The 14,595-nt window shown below is 72.1% G+C and carries 13 protein-coding genes; 7 read left to right on the top strand and 6 right to left on the bottom strand.

All coding sequences use genetic code 11. From position 1 onward, the window contains the following. Positions 1–65 precede the first annotated feature (65 nt). On the top strand, positions 66–485 hold the full coding sequence (locus FHX52_RS10970) for a tetratricopeptide repeat protein (protein WP_141821908.1): 420 nt from the start codon (positions 66–68) through the stop codon (positions 483–485). Between the two features lie 503 nt (positions 486–988). Here FHX52_RS10970 and mscL read toward each other — a convergent pair. The 5 genes from mscL to FHX52_RS10945 all read right to left on the bottom strand — a co-directional run bounded on the left by mscL (position 989) and on the right by FHX52_RS10945 (position 5,204). Next, a complete protein-coding gene (mscL, locus tag FHX52_RS10965) occupies positions 989–1,372 on the bottom strand; it encodes a large conductance mechanosensitive channel protein MscL (protein WP_141821907.1) in 384 nt (127 codons plus the stop codon). An 89-nt stretch (positions 1,373–1,461) separates the two neighbouring features. Continuing rightward, the gene (locus FHX52_RS10960; RefSeq protein ID WP_185747187.1) at positions 1,462–2,142 is read right to left on the bottom strand and encodes an SAF domain-containing protein; all 681 of its coding nucleotides are present in this window, start codon (positions 2,140–2,142) and stop codon (positions 1,462–1,464) included. Between the two features lie 115 nt (positions 2,143–2,257). Next, positions 2,258–3,142 (bottom strand): S-methyl-5'-thioadenosine phosphorylase, encoded by an 885-nt coding sequence (locus tag FHX52_RS10955; RefSeq protein ID WP_141821905.1) that lies wholly within the window; start codon positions 3,140–3,142, stop codon positions 2,258–2,260. A 74-nt stretch (positions 3,143–3,216) separates the two neighbouring features. Then, positions 3,217–3,621 (bottom strand): FmdB family zinc ribbon protein, encoded by a 405-nt coding sequence (locus FHX52_RS10950; RefSeq protein WP_141821904.1) that lies wholly within the window; start codon positions 3,619–3,621, stop codon positions 3,217–3,219. A 62-nt stretch (positions 3,622–3,683) separates the two neighbouring features. Next, complete coding sequence (locus FHX52_RS10945; RefSeq protein ID WP_141821903.1) at positions 3,684–5,204, bottom strand: potassium/proton antiporter; 1,521 nt, start codon at positions 5,202–5,204, stop codon at positions 3,684–3,686. A gap of 150 nt (positions 5,205–5,354) precedes the next feature. Between FHX52_RS10945 and FHX52_RS10940 the strand changes: the two genes are divergently transcribed. Next, the gene (locus FHX52_RS10940) at positions 5,355–7,964 is read left to right on the top strand and encodes a penicillin acylase family protein (protein ID WP_246069820.1); all 2,610 of its coding nucleotides are present in this window, start codon (positions 5,355–5,357) and stop codon (positions 7,962–7,964) included. 174 nt (positions 7,965–8,138) lie between these two features. Here the strand turns inward: FHX52_RS10940 and FHX52_RS10935 are convergent, their stop codons facing one another. Further along, the gene (locus FHX52_RS10935; RefSeq protein ID WP_141821902.1) at positions 8,139–8,756 is read right to left on the bottom strand and encodes a 5-formyltetrahydrofolate cyclo-ligase; all 618 of its coding nucleotides are present in this window, start codon (positions 8,754–8,756) and stop codon (positions 8,139–8,141) included. Positions 8,757–8,815: 59 nt separating this feature from the next. Between FHX52_RS10935 and FHX52_RS10930 the strand changes: the two genes are divergently transcribed. The 5 genes from FHX52_RS10930 to FHX52_RS10910 all read left to right on the top strand — a co-directional run bounded on the left by FHX52_RS10930 (position 8,816) and on the right by FHX52_RS10910 (position 14,531). Then, the gene (locus FHX52_RS10930; RefSeq protein WP_141821901.1) at positions 8,816–11,461 is read left to right on the top strand and encodes a UTP--glucose-1-phosphate uridylyltransferase; all 2,646 of its coding nucleotides are present in this window, start codon (positions 8,816–8,818) and stop codon (positions 11,459–11,461) included. A gap of 142 nt (positions 11,462–11,603) precedes the next feature. Next, a complete protein-coding gene (gene moaC / locus FHX52_RS10925) occupies positions 11,604–12,029 on the top strand; it encodes a cyclic pyranopterin monophosphate synthase MoaC (RefSeq protein WP_141822177.1) in 426 nt (141 codons plus the stop codon). Then, entirely contained in the window at positions 12,022–12,642 is a 621-nt protein-coding gene (locus FHX52_RS10920; RefSeq protein WP_141821900.1) for a MogA/MoaB family molybdenum cofactor biosynthesis protein, read from the top strand. Before moaC ends, FHX52_RS10920 begins: the two co-directional genes overlap by 8 nt. A gap of 16 nt (positions 12,643–12,658) precedes the next feature. After that, the gene (locus tag FHX52_RS10915) at positions 12,659–13,291 is read left to right on the top strand and encodes a GNAT family N-acetyltransferase (RefSeq protein ID WP_141822176.1); all 633 of its coding nucleotides are present in this window, start codon (positions 12,659–12,661) and stop codon (positions 13,289–13,291) included. 70 nt (positions 13,292–13,361) lie between these two features. After that, entirely contained in the window at positions 13,362–14,531 is a 1,170-nt protein-coding gene (locus FHX52_RS10910; protein WP_141821899.1) for a hypothetical protein, read from the top strand. The last annotated feature ends 64 nt before the right edge of the window (positions 14,532–14,595 follow it).

Here is a 14,595-nt window from a genome sequence, read left to right as displayed (position 1 = left end):
GTCATGGCAGGTGGCGATGGTGGCGGGTGTGGAATGTGCATGGCCGTGCGGGCGTTGTGAGGCGCATGAACACCATGACGCCCTTCACTCTGCGGCTCTCGTTCGCCCAGGGTCTCTTCGACCGCGGGGACTTCCGCGAGGCCGCGCTCGCGCTGGCCGACCTCGTCGAGGAGATCGAGGGCGGCACGTCGGAGACCGCGGCCACTACGGCTGAGGACCACGTGCTCCACGGCACCGACGACCTGCGGCTGCTCCTGGCCCGTGCTTACTTCCACTCGGCCCAGCTCGGCCGCGCCGAGGCCACGCTGAACCGCATCACCGCGGAGTCGCCGACCGACGGCTACGCCCACCTGCTGCTCGGCCGCACGCTCCAGCGCGCCGGTCGTCACGACGAAGCGGCGCGTCCGCTGGCGCTCGCCGAGATCCTCGGCGACTACGAGCGTCCGCAGGCGTATGCCGCCCCGGCCCGCCACGAGGCCGGCTGACCGACCGCGCGGCTGACGGCATACGGCAGAAGCGAACCCTTTTCCCAATCGAAAGAGCAGTTCGTCGCCGTCGAGCGCGCCCGCGCGCTCTAGAGGAAGGCCGACGAACTGCTCTTTCGATTGCCCGCGCACCCAACGGAGTGCTCTTCCGCGCGGCTGACGGCATACGGAAGCAGCTGCCCACTCCCACCGATCGAAAGAGCAGTTCGTCGCCGTTGAGCGCGCCCGTGCGGTCTCGGGGTAGGCCGACGAACTGCTCTTTCGATTGCCTGCGCACCCGACGGAGTGCTCTTCCGCGCGGCTGGCGGCATGCGGAAGTAGCGGCCCCCTTTCCCCGATCGAAAGAGCAGTTCGTCGTCGTTGAGCGCGTCTGCGCGCTCGCGAGGAAGGGCGACGAACTGCTCTTTCGATTGCCCGCGCACCCCACGGAGTGCTCTTTCGAATTGGGGGAGGGCATGGGAAGGGCGGGAGCCGGGTGGCTCCCGCCCTTCGTGGTGCTCTGGTCAGCGAGCGCGCAGCGAGTCGCGGATCTCCGTGAGGAGCAGCACCTCGGGCGACGGAGCGTCGGGCTCCGGCTCGCGGCGCTCGGCGAGCCGCTCGAGCAGCTTGTTCATCGGCAGGACGACGATGAAGTAGATCGCCGCAGCGACGACGATGAAGTTGAAGAGCGCGGCCAGGATGAGGCCGATCGAGAAGTCGGCGCCGTTGATGGTGAAGTTGGCGACCTTCGTCAGGTCGGGCTTGCCGAAGATCGCGGCGATGATGGGGTTGATGAGCCCGTTGACGATCGCCGTGACGATCCCGGTGAAGGCTGCGCCGAGGACGACGGCGACCGCGAGGTCGACGACGTTGCCCCGCATGACGAATTCTTTGAAACCCTTGAGCATGAAGGTGATCCCTTTCTCTGCACCCCCCGGTGGGGGTCTCTGGCGACCGCAGCGCGGCGCGGTCCGGTGAGCCACCGTGCGTGCCGAGCCTACTGTGACAAACCGGTCGGTGGCCGGACGGCGACGACGAGACCTTGCCCGCCGTCGAGACCGCTGAGGCTGCGGGCCACCGCGGACGCTTCCGCGGTGTCGAGAGCGACGGTCAGCTGGGGCGATGCGCCACCCCCGAGCAGCGTCCCCGACTCCGTGGGCCGGCGGACCGCGAGCACGACGACGTCAGTGGCCGCGGCCTCGCCGGCCGCCGTCGTGTAGAGGTCGACGCGGGCACCCGGTCGGGTGGCCTCGCCGACGTCGAGCACCGGCACCGACATCGCCACCGATCCGGGCGGTTGCCCCGCGAGCAGCGCAGCGCCGACGAGCCGCTCCGAGGTCATGACGTCGCGCGACGACACGGCCGTGGCCGTCGTGCGACCGACGACGTCGGCGTACGCCGTGAGGCCCGTCGCGGGGACCGTGCCCTCCGGGCGGGCGACCACCTCGACGTCGTCGCGGGTGACGACGGCGCCGGCAGCGAGGTCGCGGACGACCACGACGACCTCGCGCCCACCGGCCTGCGTCGCTCGCGGAGCCAGGGCCGAGAGCGTTACCGCGGCGGCTGTAGCCGCGAGAAGCGCGGCGGCCCACCGCCGCCAGCGAGCCCGCCGGGCCAGTCGCTGCCGGGCGCTGAGGGACCGGCGCCGCGGTGTGGGGGAGAGCCCGTCACCCGTCACCGCACCCGACCCGGGTCGAACCCCTGCTCCCGTTGAGGCGTCGACGCTCCGTCCCCCACGTCGGTCCGCACGCCCCCGCATGTCTCGTCCGAACCCCACGCGCCGGCCCCGCCGATCAGGGCAGGGCGATCGGCAGCTCGAGGCCGTCGAGGGCGCGGCGGCACGGGCAGGTGGCCTCGGAGTCGTCCTCGTGGGCCGGGAGCTGGCCGATCGCGTCACGCAGCAGCGACTTGAGGTGCTCGACGTTGTCGGCGAAGACGCGCAGCACCTCGTCGTGGGTCACGGCCTCACCGCCCTCGACCCCGGCGTCGAGGTCGGTGACCATGGCGATCGTCGTGAAGCAGAGCGCGAGCTCGCGGGCGATGGCGGCCTCGGGCATCGTCGTCATGCCGACAATGCTCCAGCCCAGCTGCTGGTGCATGAGCGACTCGGCCCGCGAGGAGAAGCGCGGCCCGTTGACGACGACGAGCGTGCCGTCGCCGACGACCTCGAGCGGGGAGAGCCGCGCGGCATCGACCGCGACCTGACGACCGTTGGGGCAGTAGGGCTCGGCAAAGGACACGTGCACCACCGGCCCCTCGGTCTCGTAGACCGTCTGTGCGCGACCCCAGGTGCGGTCGACGACCTGGTCGGGCACGACGATCGTGCCCGGACCGTACTCCGGGCGCAGCGACCCGACCGCGCACGGCGAGAGCACCTGGCGCACCCCGAGGGCACGGAGCGCCCAGAGGTTGGCGCGGTAGTTGACCCGATGCGGCGCGAACCGGTGGTCGCTGCCGTGTCGTGCGATGAAGGCGACCATTCGGCCCTCGACCTCACCGACGACGAGCGGGTCGCTGGGCGGACCGAAGGGGGTCTCGACCTCGACGGTCTCGTAGGTCTCGAGGAAGTCGTAGAGCCCTGACCCGCCGATGACGCCGATCTCGGCGCGCGGCCCGACAGGCGCCGGTGTCGTCGGCGAGGGGGATCCGGAGGTCTCGGGGTCGGCGATCGTCGTCATGCGGGAAGCCTAGGACGCGAGCGGTCCCCGGCGAACGGCATACGGCCGGGTTGGGGACAACGGCCCCTGACGGGTCAGGAGGGTGTGGACGACGAGCTTCCAGCCGGCTTCGACGACGAGGCCGCAGGCTTCGACGCCGCGCCAGAACCAGAACCAGAACCAGCCGTGCTCGCGGCACCCGACGAGTCGGACGACCCCGACGACCCTGAAGACCCAGAAGAGCTCGACGACCCGGAGGAGTCGCCCGACCCACCGGCCGCCGCGGCGGCGGGCTTGCCCGCGCTGCCGCCCGTGCCGGACGCGCGCGAGTCGGTCTTGTAGAAGCCCGACCCCTTGAAGGCAATGCCGACCGGGTGGATCACCTTGCGCAGCGTCGTCTCCCCGCAGTCCGGGCACACCGTCAGGGAGTCGTCGGTGAACGACTGGCGGATGTCGAAGGCGTGGCCGCAGGCCGTGCACGCGTAGGAGTAGGTGGGCATGGGTGAACCTCGAGCTCGGAAGGTGGGGGAGGGAACCGCCCGTCAGTCTACGACCAGCGGGGCTACGGCCACCCGGCGAGGCGCCCGTCACGGCTGACGTCGCGGATGCGTCGCTCCGTGCGCGGCCGCACCGCCGAGGTCGCGACGACGAGGAGCCGGTCGCCGTGGCGGATCGTCGTGTGCGGCTCGGGCACGAAGCCCTTGCTGCCGCGCACGATGAGCGTGACGTTCGCGCCCGTGGGCAGGCGCAGCTCGAAGACCGCCACCCCGTGCAGGCGCGAGTCGTCGCCGACCGTCACCTGGATGACGTCCGCCCCGATCTCGAGGAGCGTCGTGCTCTCGAGGTCGACGTCGACGGCGTGCACCTGCTCCGTGAGCCCGAGCCGCCGCGCCACCCACGGCAGCGTCGGTGCCTGCACGATGGTGAAGACGACGACGAGCACGAAGACGAGGTCGAAGATCCACTCGGTGTTCGGCGTGCCCTCGGTGAGGGGCACCGTCGCGAGCACGACGGGCACGGCCCCTCGAAGGCCCGCCCACGACAGGAAGGCCTGGTCGCGCCACGACATGCGGAACCACGAGACCGACGCGAAGACCGCCAGCGGCCGTGCGACGAGCAGCAGCACGAGGCCGATGACGATGGCCGACCGGAGCTCACCGCCCAGCTCCCACGGGTCGGCGAGCAGGCCGAGCAGCACGAAGAGCCCGATCTGCGCCAGCCACCCGAGGGCGCTGCCGAAGCTCTGGAAGGACGTGCGGTTGGGCAGGCCCGTGTTGGCGAGCACGAGGGCGCAGAGGTAGGTCGCGAGGAAGCCCGACACGTGGAGCGAGGCGCCGACGGCATACGCGAGCACCGTCAGCGAGATGACGCCGATGGAGAAGAGGGCCGACGAGCCACCGGCGACCCGGCGCAGCAGCTGGCCACCGAGCACGCCCACCCCGATGCCGACGGCCGCCCCGCCGGCGAGCTCGAGCGCGGCGAGGAGGACGAGCTGCCACCACGCGTGCGAGTCGCCGCCGGGCACCCCCTGCGCCGCGAAGGCGACGACGAGGATGACGACCGGCGCGTCGTTGAAGCCGGACTCCGCCTCGAGCATGCCCGAGAGCCGCTTCGGCAGCGGCACGTTGCGCAGCACCGAGAAGACGGCGGCCGCGTCGGTCGAGCTGACGATGGCCCCGATGAGCAGCGAGATCGTCCACGACAGCGGCAGGAGGGTGTGGGCGGCGACGGCGACGACGAGGACCGACACCACGACGCCGACGGTCGACAGGAGCGCGGCCGGCGCAACGGAGTCCTTGATGTTGCCCCACGACGTCGTGAGGCCACCTTCGGCGAGGATGAGGACGAGGGCGGCATACCCCAGCACGCGCGTCACCGACGCGTTGTCGAACTGGATGCCGAGCCCCGCGTTGCCCAGCGCCAGGCCGATGGCGAGGTAGATGAGCAGCGACGGCAACCCCGAGCGCACCGATAGGCGCACCGCTGCGACGGCGACGAGCAGGACGATCGAGCCGACGAGGAGCACGCGCGTCAGGTCGTCGAGATCCATTCCCGACGACGTGATGGACGCGAGCGAGGTCACGGGCAGCTCCTGACGTGTGCGCCCATGAAACCACTTGCCCCAGCGGCCCTGCCGGGCGGTCCAGCGCGGAGTTCGTCGGTTCGGCAACGATGTGGCACCGGCCGTGCACGGCTGCGCCGGGCTGTCCCGGCGGTGACCTAGGCTCGGTGCGTGCCACGGTTGAAACGAGCTCGTCGGGTCCTGATCGTCGTCGCCGTCCTGCTCGTCATGGCGGTCGTCGGGGTCGGGGCGCTCGGCGTGTCGACGGTGCGGCAGAGCTTCCCGCAGACCGCGGGCGAGCTGACCATCGAGGGGCTCACGAGCAAGGTGTCGGTGCTGCGCGACGGGCGCGGCGTGCCGACGATCTATGCCGACAACGCGAGCGACCTCTTCCGCGCGCAGGGCTTCGTCAGCGCACAGGACCGCTTCTTCGAGATGGACCTGCGGCGCCACCTGACGGCTGGGCGGCTCTCCGAGATGGTCGGCTCAGCCGGCCTCGAGTCCGACAAGGCCGTGCGCACGATGGGCTGGCGCCGGGTCGCCGAGCAGGAGCTGCCGCGGCTCGCGCCCGAGACGAGGCAGTACCTCCAGGCCTACGCCGACGGGGTCAACGCCTACATCCGCCAGGTCGAGTCGCCGGAGAAGATGTCGCTCGAGTACACCGTGCTCCAGCGCCGCAACCCGAGCTACCGCGTCGAGCCGTGGACGCCGATCGACTCCCTCGCGTGGCTCAAGGCGCTCGCGTGGGACCTGCGGGGCGACTACAACGACGAGCTGACCCGCGCCCGGCTCTCGCGCCGCGGCATCTCGCTGCGCCAGATCGCGCTGCTCTATCCGCCCTATCCCTTCGACCGCAACCAGCCGATCCTCTCGAGCGACGACTGGGCGCCGGGCGCGGCGAAGGACTCCGCGACCAGCCAGGCGGCCTCCTCGGTTCCGGCCGCTCCCGCCGCCCTCAAGGCCCTGAGCAGCGCCGACGGCGCCAAGGCGGTCGACAACGCCGTCGCGGCCCTCGACGCGGCCCCCTCGACGCTTGGTCGGGGCGATGACATCGGCTCGAACTCCTGGGTGGTCTCGGGCTCGCGCACGACGACGGGGAAGCCGCTGCTCGCCAACGACCCGCACCTGGCGCTGTCGATCCCGGGCATCTGGTCGCAGGTCAACCTCCAGTGCCGTCAGGTGACCCAGGCGTGCCCCTTCCGGGTGTCGGGCTTCACCTTCTCGGGCGTGCCGGGTGTCGTCATCGGTCACAACGAGCGCATCGCCTGGGGCATGACGAACCTGCGTCCCGACGTCACCGACTTCTACCTCGAGCAGGTCACGGGAGACACCTACCTCCGCGACGGTGAGCGGGTGCCGCTCGAGAAGCGCCAGGAGACGATCAAGGTCGCCGGCGGCGCCGACGTCACCATCACGGTGCGCTCCACGGTGCACGGCCCGATCATGAGCGACGTCTCCGCCTCGGTCGACGAGGCGGGTGACCGCGTCGTCGTGCGCGGTGCTCCCCAGTCCAACCGGTATGCCGTGTCGCTGGCCTGGACGGCCCTCACGCCGGGCACCGCGGGTGACGCGATCTTCGCGCTCAACAAGGCCGCCGGGTGGAACGACTTCCGCGAGGCCGCGGCCGAGTTCACCGTGCCCTCGCAGAACCTCGTCTATGCCGACACCGCCGGGCACATCGGCTACCAGACGCCCGGCCGCATCCCCGTGCGCCGCTCGGCGACCCCGGGCGCGCCGCCCGGCTACTGGCCCGCGCCGGGCTGGGACAGCCAGTGGGACTGGAAGGGCTGGGTGCCCGCCGCCGACCTGCCCCACACCTTCGACCCCGAGGAAGGCTTCATCGTCACGGCCAACCAGGCGGTGACTGCGAGCAACAAGCCCTTCCTCACGACCGAGTGGGACTACGGCTTCCGCGCCCAGCGCATCCGCACCCTCCTCGCCTCGACGTCGAAGGTGTCGCCCCAGGACATGTCGCAGTTCCAGGGCGACGTGCGCAACACCTACGCGCCGGGTCTCGTCGAGCGCCTGCTCGCCGTGCAGGTCGACGACTTCACCGCCCAGGCCCAGCGCCTCCTGCGCGACTGGGACGGCAGCCAGCCGAACGACAAGTCGCGAGACTCCGCGTCGGCCGCCTACTACAACGCCGTGTGGAAGCACCTGCTCGACTACACCTTCGACGAGATCCCGCCCGACCTCGCCCCCGACGGCGGCAGCCGCTGGATGATCGTCATCGAGCAGCTGCTCAAGGACCCGAAGAACGAGTGGTGGGACGACAAGACGACGCCCGGCGTCACCGAGGGCTCCGGCGAGATCCTCAAGCGGGCTCTCGTCGACGCCCGCCTCGACCTCGCACGCGAGCTCGGCAAGGTGCCCGCGACGTGGCGCTGGGGCCGGCTGCACCAGCTCGACCTGCAACACCCCGTCATGGGCGACGACTCCCTGCCGCAGCTCGTGCGCAGCATCTTCAACCGCGAGGACATCGAGCTCGGCGGCGGCAACTCCATCGTCAACGCCAACTCGTGGAACGCTGCGGCACCGGGCTACGACGTCGTCGCCGGCCCCTCGATGCGCATGGTCGTCGACCTCGCCAACCTCGACGGCTCGCTGTGGGTCAACTCGACGGGCCAGTCGGGCCACGCCTACGCCGACCACTACTCCGACCAGATCGACGCGTGGGCCGCGAACGAGACCTTCCCGTGGGCCTTCACGGAGAACGCTGTGCGCGAGGGGTCGTCCGACGAGCTGACGCTCGTGCCTCCGGGTGCTCCCGGCACCAGCTGAGGTATGCCGTCCGGCCGCCTCCGCTTCCTCCGTGACGGGAGGTGCCCGGCGCGGGCCGTGCCCAGCGACGCCAGCTCGGCGGACGCGGCTCAGCGGATGCGGCTCGACGACGGGGGCTCGGCGGATGCGGCTCGGCGACGGGGGCTCGGCGACGTCAGTTCGGCCGAAGCCGGTTCAGCGGACTCGGACGAGGCGGCCGGTCGTCGTGACGTAGGCGTCGACCGGCTGGTCGTGCTCGTCGGCCGGCAGGTCGAGCTCGCTCGCCTCGCCCTCGTGCAGCAGGGTGACGACGGGGGCGGCCGGGTCGCGGTGCGCGAGGGCGCGGTCGTAGCAGCCGCCGCCCTGGCCCAGTCGCGTGCCGTGCCGGTCGACGGTGAGCCCGGGCGTGACGACGAGGTCGCACCGGGCGAGCGCGTCGACCCCGAGCCAGCCCGAGCGCTCCTGCGCGTCCGGCGGACCCTGCCGCCGCGTGACGGTGCCTTGGCCACCCACGGTGCCGCGGACGGCATACCGCCACTCGAGCGAGAAGTCGCCCAGCACGACGGGGACGATGACCTCGTGACCCGACTCGACGAGCCGCTCGATCAGCCGTCCGGTCGGCGGCTCGTCGGGGAGCGACTCGTAGACCGCCACCCGGCCGCTGTCGGGCACGAAGCCGAGCACGGTGGCGGCGATCGCCTCGGCGGCCTCGTCGACGCCGGCACCGTCGTCGCGCGCCCGCAGCTCGGCGGCCAGCCGGGCCCGGCGCGCCCGGGCAGCGTGACGCAGGTCACGCTTCGACGGGCCGCTCACAGCAGGCTCCTCGCGTTGACGTCGCTCGGGCCCATGCCGTCCATCGTAGGGTGATGGCCATGACTGACCAGGGGCTGCGCGAATCCGTGGACCTGATGCGCCGGCGCGGCCTCGGGCCCGAGGCGATCAAGGTGTTCGAGTACTACTACGAGCAGCTCGAGGCCGGCGCGCTGGGCACGATCCCCGAGGAGAGCATCGAGCCGCTCGGCGAGATCCAGGCCCTCGGCGAGGTGCAGGTCACCGATGAGGAGGCCCGCCGGGCGCTGTCGCAGACGGCCGTCATCAAGCTCAACGGCGGCCTCGGCACCGGTATGGGCATGACGGGTGCCAAGTCGGCCCTCGAGGTGCGTGACGGCCTCACCTTCCTCGACATCATCGCCCTGCAGGTGCTCGCGCTGCGCGAGCGCTGGGGCGTCGAGCTGCCGCTCGTGCTCATGAACTCCTTCCGCACGTCGGAGGAGTCGCTCAAGATCCTCGCGAAGTACGACTCGCTCGCCGTCGACGGGCTGCCGCTCGACTTCATCCAGAACGCCGAGCCCAAGCTGACCCCCGGCGATCTCCGGCCGGTGACGTGGCCGCAGGACCCCGAGCTCGAGTGGTGCCCGCCCGGCCACGGCGACGTCTATGTCTCGCTCGTCACCTCGGGCGTGCTCGACTCCTTGCTGGAGAAGGGGATCCGCTTCGCCTTCCTCTCAAACTCCGACAACCTCGGCGCCACCTGCGACCCCGACGTCGCGGCCTGGATGGTCGAGCACGACGTGCCCTTCGTCGCGGAGGTCTGCCACCGCACGAAGAGCGACCGCAAGGGTGGTCACCTCGCGGTGCGCAAGTCCGACGGGCGGATCGTCCTTCGCGACACCGCGATGGTCGAGGACGGCGAGGAGCGCTTCTTCCGCGACATCCGCCGCCACAGCACCTTCAACGCCAACAACGTGTGGATCAACCTCGAGGTGCTGCGCGAGCGCATGACGGCCCGTGAAGGGGTGCTTGGGCTGCCGATCATCGTCAACCACAAGACCGTCGACCCCGCCGACCCCTCCTCGCCCGAGGTCATCCAGATGGAGTCGGCGATGGGCACGGCCATCGAGGTCTTCGAGGGCTCCGAGGCGATCCTCGTGCCGCGCACCCGCTTCCGCCCGGTAAAGACGACGAACGACCTGCTCGTCCTGCGCTCCGACTTCTTCTCCCTCGACGAGAGCTACCACGTCGTCGCCTCGAGCGACCGCCCGGAGCCCTACGTCGACCTCGACTCCGCCTACCGCTTCGTCTCCGGCTTCGAGCAGCGCTTCCCCCAGGGCGTGCCCTCGATGCGCGAGTGCACGAGCCTGCGGGTCATCGGCGACCCGGTCTTCGGACGTGATGTCACCCTCGTCGGCGAGGTCCTCATCGACGGCTACCACCGGGTGCGCGACCACGCAGTCCTCGGCGAGCCGGTGCAGCCGGAGCAGCCCCCGGTCCGGCCGACCCCGTCCGACGTCCGCACCGTCGACGAGCACCTGCGGGCGATCCTCGCCTCGATCGAGCCGGCCCCGACGGCGCCCATCCCGCTCACCGAGAGCCTCGGGCTCGTCGTCGCGCGCGACGTGCGCGCCAAGGTCAACCTGCCGGGCTTCGACAACTCCTCGATGGACGGGTATGCCGTCGTCGCAGCCTCGCTCGAGGGCGCCGGCTCCGAGCCGGTGCGGTTGCGCATCGTCGGCGAGGTCGCCGCGGGCGACGACCCGGGCTTCCGGGTCGGCCCGGGTGAGGCGGCCCGCATCATGACCGGGGCCAAGATGCCTGAGGGCGCTGACTCGGTCATCGCCGTCGAGGACACCGACGGGGCCGCCGAGGGCGAGGTCGAGTGCCGCGCTGCAGCCCGGCGTGGACGCTTCGTTCGCCCGCGCGGCGAGGACGTCGCCGCCGGCGCGGTCGTCGTGTCGGCCGGCGAGATCGTCGGCCCGCGCACGATCGCCCTGCTCGCCGCGTGCGGGCACGCGGCCGTCGAGGTGCACCGCCGGCCCCACGTCGTCGTGCTGTCGACGGGCAACGAGCTCGTCGCCCCGGGGGCACCGCTCGGTCCGGCCCAGATCCACGACTCGAACTCCTCGATGCTCTGGGCTGCGGCGGTGGCCGCCGGCGCTTCGGCCGAGATCCGCACCGCTGTCGGGGACACCGACGAGGAGCTCCTCGAGGTGCTCGACGAGGTCGTCGGGGTGGCCGACGTCATCATCACGAGCGGCGGCGTCTCGATGGGTGCCTACGACGTCGTCAAGAGCGCCCTGCGCCGCGAGGGCATCGACTTCGTCAAGGTCGCGATGCAGCCCGGCAAGCCGCAGGGCTTCGGACACCTCACCGGGCCGGAGGGGCGTCAGGTGCCGCTCTTCGCGCTGCCGGGCAACCCGGTGTCGTCCTTCGTCTCGTTCGAGGTCTTCGTGCGGCCGGCCCTGCGCCGCCTCATGCGGCTCAAGCCCGAGAAGCGCCGGCTGCGTGCCGCGAGCGTCACCGCCGGTGTGCGCTCACCCGAGGGTCGGCGCCAGTTCGGGCGCGCCGTCGTGTCACGCTCGCCCGAGGGTGAGCTGCTCGCGTCGCCGGTGGCCGGCCAGGGCTCGCACTTCCTCGCCGACCTGTCGCGGGCCAACGGACTGTTCGTCGTGCCCGAGGACATCACCGAGCTCGTCGCGGGCGAGCACGTCGACGTCATCCTCCTCGACGGCGAGGCCTGAGGTGACCGAGCCCGAGGGCCACGGCTCCGGCGCTGTCCCCGGCTCCGACGCCGGCCGCGGTGCCGACGTCGGCCGGGGTGCCGACGCGACGACGCCGGACACCCCGGCTCTGACGCACGTGCGCGCCGACGGCAGCGCCCACATGGTCGACGTGTCGGCCAAGGCCGTCACGGCCCGTGAGGCGAGCGCGGCCGGCCGCGTGCTGCTCAGCCCGCGCGCCGTTGCCGCCCTCCGCGGGGGAGACCTGCCCAAGGGCGACGCGCTCGCGGTCGCCCGAGTGGCGGGCATCCAGGCCGTGAAGCGCACCCCCGACCTCATCCCGCTCGCCCACCCGATCGCGGTGCACGGCGTCGCCCTCGACCTGCTCGTCGTCGACGAGGGGGTCGAGATCACCGCGACCGTGCGGACGGCCGACCGCACCGGCATCGAGATGGAGGCGCTGACGGCCGTGAGCGTCGCGGCCCTCGCGCTCATCGACATGGTCAAGGCGGTCGACAAGCACGGGCGGATCACCGACATCAGGGTCACCGCGAAGTCGGGCGGCCGGTCCGGGGACTGGCATGAGTAGGCCCCCCATCCCGGGGCACGAGACCGCCCCCGGCTTCGGGGCCGGTCGGCGCGCGGTCGTCGTGACCGCGTCGACCCGAGCAGCCGACGGCACGTATGCCGACCGGTCCGGTCCCGTCATCGTCGACCGTCTGCTCTCGTGGGGCTTCTCGGTCGGTCACCCGGTCGTCGTGCCCGATGGTGACGAGCTCGGGCTGGCCCTGCGCGACGCGCTGGCGAGCGAGCCTGACCTCGTGCTCACCACCGGCGGCACGGGGCTGACCCCGACGGATGCCACGCCGGAGCAGACGCTGCCGCTGCTCGACCGGCTCGTGCCGGGTGTCGCCGAGGCGATCCGCGCGGCGGGGGTCGCCAAGGGCGTGCCGACGGCCATGCTCTCGCGCGGCCTCGCGGGGGTCGCCGGCCGCACCTTCCTCGTCAACCTGCCGGGCTCACGCGGCGGAGTCGCCGACGCGCTCGACGTGCTCGAGCCCGTGCTCGGCCACGCGCTGGCACAGATCCCCGGAAGCGACCACGACAGCGTCCACGACAGCGGGCATCAGGCAGTCCAGCACAAGCACCACGGCACGCACCACGCCAAGCACCACGCCAAGAACCGAGGCGACCACCAGTGAGCGCGGCCGCGTGAGGATGCCCTGGCGGCCACACCGCGACGGGCAGGCTCGGTGGCCCGTCGTGCTGCGCGACGCCTCCGCCGAGCCGGTCATCGTCCTGCGCCCGCTCCGCCCCTCCGACGAGGCGGAGTGGCAACAGGTGCGCCGCGACAACGCCCACCACGTGCAGCCGTGGGAGCCGACCCTGCCTCCAGGAGCAGACGCTCGCACGCCGGTGTCGTTCCGCCAGTTCGTGCGCGACCTCGACACCGAGGCGCGGGCCGATCGCGCCATGCCGTGGGCGATCGAGGTCGAGGGGCGCATCGTCGGGCAGGTGCACATCTTCGGCATCATCCGGGCGGCCCAGCTCTCGGGCGCCGCCGGCTACTGGGTCTCGCACGCCGTGACCCGCCGCGGCATCGCGAGCCGCGCACTCGCACTCGCTGTCGATCATGCGCTGGGCCCCGCGGGGCTGCACCGGATCGAGGTCAACATCCGGCTCGACAATGCCGCCTCGCTCGGGGTCGCCCGCCGTCTCGGCCTGCGCGACGAGGGCATCCGCGAGCGCTACCTCCACATCGACGGCGCGTGGCGCGACCACCGCTCGTTCGCCGTGACGACCGAGGACCTCGGCGGCTCGACGCTCATGGCTCGTCTGTCACAGCCGTAACACCAGCCTCTTGCGCGACACGCACCCGATATGCATGGTGCGCCAGCGCCCCCGGCCTACCGTGGGGTTCGTGCAAGTGGGGAGCCTGATCTTCGTGGTGATCGTCGCGATCTGGGCTGCCTACCTGTTGCAGCACTGGGTCCGTCGTCGTGAGGACGCCGCCGCCACCCGCTCCGTCGAGGGCTTCTCCAAGGCGATGCGCGTGCTCGAGAAGCGCCCGCTGCTCCCGCAGACCGAGCTGCGGGCACCCCGCCCCAACTCGTATGCCGTCAAGCCCGCTGCCGCTTCTCGCGCCACCGTCGACGTCAAGCGCGCGGTGCCCGCTGGTGCCGTGCGGCCCAGCTCGCCGCTCGTCGCCCGACGCGCGAGTGAGCACCTCGAGGCCGTGCACGAGATCGACCAGCTCGAGATCGACCAGCAGCATCCGTCCGACGCACACCGCGGTGAGGTGGATCGAATGCCCGTGTCCCACAACCCATCAACTCGAGACCGAGCCCCGCAGGGTCGCCCGAGCCAGCCGCACCGGGTCTCGATGGCCCAGCGCCGGCTGCGAGCCGCCCTGCTGCTGCTCGCCCTGCTCTGGGTGCCGGTGTCGACGGTGCTTGCCATCACCGGAGTCCTGCTCTGGGTCTCGGTGCCCTTCGCCTTCGTCACTCTCGTCGCGGTGCTCTACTGGCTGCGCACCGAGGCCCAGGCCGACCGCGCCCACCGTGCAGACCACCGCTCCGAGAGCCGCTCCGAGGGCTCCGACCGGCGCCGCCGTGATGCGGCCCCGGCGCCGGTGCTGTCGAGCGAGGACACCCAGGTCATCAGCCACCGCGCCCTCGAGGAGGCTCGGCGGGCCGCCGGAAGCCGGCGTCACCCCGGGCGCGGCGACCCGCGCCACGTCGCCCACCCCGCCTCCGCCTCCGCCCCCGCCCCCGCCAACCACGCGCACGAGCCCGCGGTGGCAGCGGCTGCCCCGGCGGCGGCATACGACGGCGTCTTCGACGTGCAGGCTGCCCAGACGGGTGGCGTGACCGTGCAGCCGGCCGCTCCGGCGGCAGCCGCGGAGCAGGTGCCGGGCAGCTGGAGCCCCGTGCCGGTGCCGGTGCCGACCTACGCGCTCAAGGCCAAGGCGGAGCCGCGCTGGACCGACGACGGCATCCCGGCAGACGTCTTCGACACCCCGGAGTTCGCGGACGAGGCAGAAGAGCTCGACGACCGGGCGCTCTTCGCCCGGCGCGCCGTCTCTGGCTAGGCCCACCCCAGCACGACGAAACGCCCCGACGCCGCAGCGGTGTCGGGGCGTTTCGTCGTCCCAG

The organism is Humibacillus xanthopallidus (assembly GCF_006717145.1).
Taxonomy (GTDB): domain Bacteria; phylum Actinomycetota; class Actinomycetes; order Actinomycetales; family Dermatophilaceae; genus Humibacillus; species Humibacillus xanthopallidus.
This window is presented reverse-complemented; position numbering and strand designations above follow the sequence as displayed.

What these genes read in the sequence shown, in the direction of transcription:
- FHX52_RS10930 (WP_141821901.1), top strand. Translation starts at nt 8,816, where the DNA reads ATGACTGACCAGGGGCTGCGCGAATCCGTGGACCTGATGCGCCGGCGC.
- FHX52_RS10970 (WP_141821908.1), top strand. Translation starts at nt 66, where the DNA reads ATGAACACCATGACGCCCTTCACTCTGCGGCTCTCGTTCGCCCAGGGT.
- FHX52_RS10950 (WP_141821904.1), bottom strand. Translation starts at nt 3,621, where the DNA reads ATGCCCACCTACTCCTACGCGTGCACGGCCTGCGGCCACGCCTTCGAC.
- mscL (WP_141821907.1), bottom strand. Translation starts at nt 1,372, where the DNA reads ATGCTCAAGGGTTTCAAAGAATTCGTCATGCGGGGCAACGTCGTCGAC.
- moaC (WP_141822177.1), top strand. Translation starts at nt 11,604, where the DNA reads ATGGTCGACGTGTCGGCCAAGGCCGTCACGGCCCGTGAGGCGAGCGCG.
- FHX52_RS10915 (WP_141822176.1), top strand. Translation starts at nt 12,659, where the DNA reads ATGCCCTGGCGGCCACACCGCGACGGGCAGGCTCGGTGGCCCGTCGTG.
- FHX52_RS10955 (WP_141821905.1), bottom strand. Translation starts at nt 3,142, where the DNA reads ATGACGACGATCGCCGACCCCGAGACCTCCGGATCCCCCTCGCCGACG.
- FHX52_RS10920 (WP_141821900.1), top strand. Translation starts at nt 12,022, where the DNA reads ATGAGTAGGCCCCCCATCCCGGGGCACGAGACCGCCCCCGGCTTCGGG.